A 2,400-nucleotide genomic window follows, 5' to 3' on the forward strand; every position below is an offset into this window, starting at 1 on the left:
ATATACTACGCTGTTTCTGTGACAATAACGCGCGTGCGTGCGGAATTGGGGTTTCCTGTTCACGCGTTTGAGTATCTTCGGGTTTCTGAAGATTTGCCGAATACCTTAGGTTCGCGCCGGTTTAGTCCGGGGGATTTAACAGGTTTCGCGCTGTATACCTGGTTTAATAGGGCTTATGCTAGTCATCCGATGCCTCACCAACTGGAGGGATTTAAGCTAACCGATGATACACCAATAATAAGACGAAAGCAGCTTTCTACGTTGATCATGGTTGCTGCTTTCTTCGGTATCCTTGCCTGTTTCTGGGCTTATCTGGATATTTATCATAGGTATGGGGCCATGTCAGGATTTGGTGATTGGCCAAACGCATGGTACGGTGCTTGGACCTACCAAGCGCTAGCCCGTTGGCTGACCAATCTCTCGGAAATAAAACATGGTGAAATTGCTTTTATAGGCGTTGGCGCGATATCCGTTTTCTTTTTAACGCTGATGCGATTGTGGTTCATCTGGTGGCCCTTTCATCCATTGGGATACATCATGTCCTTAGGACATTGGATTCAGTTTCTCTGGCTCTGTTTAATGATTAGTTCAATCACGAAATGGATTATCCTTAAATATGGTGGTCCTCAACTCTATCGCCGGGCTTCGTATTTTTTTCTTGGCCTGGTCCTTGGCGATTTCGTTATCGGCAGCCTGTGGTTGATATATGGCACACTATTTAACACAACGGTGTATGTGTTTTTCCCCGGCCGTCCGGTATAATTTTCACCCATTACTAAGCAGCTTCATGGAAAATTTCTAGTATGATAGTGCATTTTTGAGGAAACACTCCGTATGTGAAAGGAGAATGTGTCGTGACAACGAATATCAGAAGAACACAGGTCGAAGGCTCTCAGTTGGTCCCAATAAATCGAGGATCCCCGCTTCGCGGGATCGGAGAGGTTTGCACCATGAAACGTATTGTGTACGGAATATTCATGGGATTGATACTAGGTGGGTTCTTTGGCTCTTCAACCGTCAGTTTTGCGGGAAAATGGGAAGAGAAAGCGAACATGCATGTCGGAAGATATGCCCTTGCCACTAGTGTGGTGAACGGAAAGGTTTATGCTATTGGAGGACAAGATAATAGCCCACAAATCCAGCCACCTGTGGAGGAATATGACCCCATAGCAAACACATGGACTCAAAAAAGTAGAATACCTGTGGGCCGGTTTCTGTTATCCGCCAGCACAGTAGGGGAGAAGATTTATGTGATTGGGGGGTTTGATGGTCTCGATGCCTTCGCACGAGTGGATGAGTATGATCCTAAGACAGACACATGGACGCAAAAGGCAGACATGCCAACGCCGAGATTGGGGTTAACCACCGTGACGGTAGGGAAAAAGATTTATGCCATTGGGGGAGCAGACGCGGATATGATTCCGCTTGGTGCGGTCGAGGTTTATGATCCCGCGACGGACACTTGGGAACAGAAAGCTAACATGCCAAATCCAAGATGGAACTCAGCCTCCGCGGCGGTGCTCGGAACAATTTATGTCTTCGGTGGGTGCTTAGAGGACACTGATAAAAAGGGGTCTAAACTAGTGGAGGCGTACGACCCCTTCGCGGACGCTTGGACGCGGAAAGCGGATCTATGGCTGGATACTAATGGGATATCGGCTAGCGCTGTCGGTAATGGGATGATTTATGTCTTCGGGGGTCAGAAGTGGGCTGGAAAAGAGGGAAAAGGTGGAGTTAAGGCAGCAGGAAAATGGGTAATTTATAAAACAGTATTAGAATATGACCGAACGGAAAACAAATGGAGAATGGTGGAGGAGATGCCTACTGAAAGGTGGGGGTTAGGAACTAGTGTTGTGGATGGAAAGATTTATGCCGTCGGCGGTTGGCCCAGAAGAATAGATTGGTGGGCTAACCGAGAAAAAACGGAAGAATACACTCCCGACGGTTGGCCATTCCCTGTAAATCTTCTATCTGTTTCTCCACGCGGTAAGCTCACAACGACATGGGGAGAGCTTAAACATCGGCAATGAGGATTCTGATTTACAAAGGGGGTATGATAATTGGAACGGAAGGTATTTACCATCTAATCTATTATGCCCTGTAAAATATGTACGATTTTTGTCATGTACACAACAGCTAGCGTTCAAATCAATAGGAGGATACTATGCCTTACAAACTTCGACCTGACAATGGTCCAAGCATGGGACCGAGACAAGGACCCTGTGGACATAAATTCGAGTGCAAGGACAGTCCGAAGTCAACATCCATATCGGTCAGCTTTTTGACGAATCGTGAGCAGCTTGAGGAATTCCTGCCGGAACGCTTCGAGGTAGGTGCAGAGCCGGTCGTCAGTGTCTCTGCGTCCTATATGACAGAGATTGAGTGGTTGGCTGGTCGTGG

3 protein-coding genes are annotated in these 2,400 nt (G+C 47.2%); all 3 read left to right on the forward strand.

Annotation, left to right across the window (positions count from 1 at the left end; genetic code table 11):
- Positions 1–762, forward strand: a 762-nt coding sequence (locus tag J4G02_13185) for a hypothetical protein (protein ID MCE2395531.1), incomplete at its 5' end; no start/stop codon positions are given.
- 188 nt (positions 763–950) lie between these two features.
- Positions 951–2,030, forward strand: coding sequence for a hypothetical protein (locus tag J4G02_13190; protein MCE2395532.1), 1,080 nt, complete (start codon positions 951–953; stop codon positions 2,028–2,030).
- Between the two features lie 134 nt (positions 2,031–2,164).
- Positions 2,165–2,400 (forward strand): hypothetical protein (locus tag J4G02_13195; GenBank protein ID MCE2395533.1); only part of this gene is annotated, 236 nt, incomplete at its 3' end.

It is taken from the genome of Candidatus Poribacteria bacterium, from assembly GCA_021295755.1.
Lineage (GTDB): Bacteria > Poribacteria > WGA-4E > WGA-4E > PCPOR2b > PCPOR2b.

Coding starts and splice junctions, on each gene's coding strand:
- J4G02_13190 (MCE2395532.1), top strand. CDS start 951: ATGAAACGTATTGTGTACGGAATATTCATGGGATTGATACTAGGTGGG.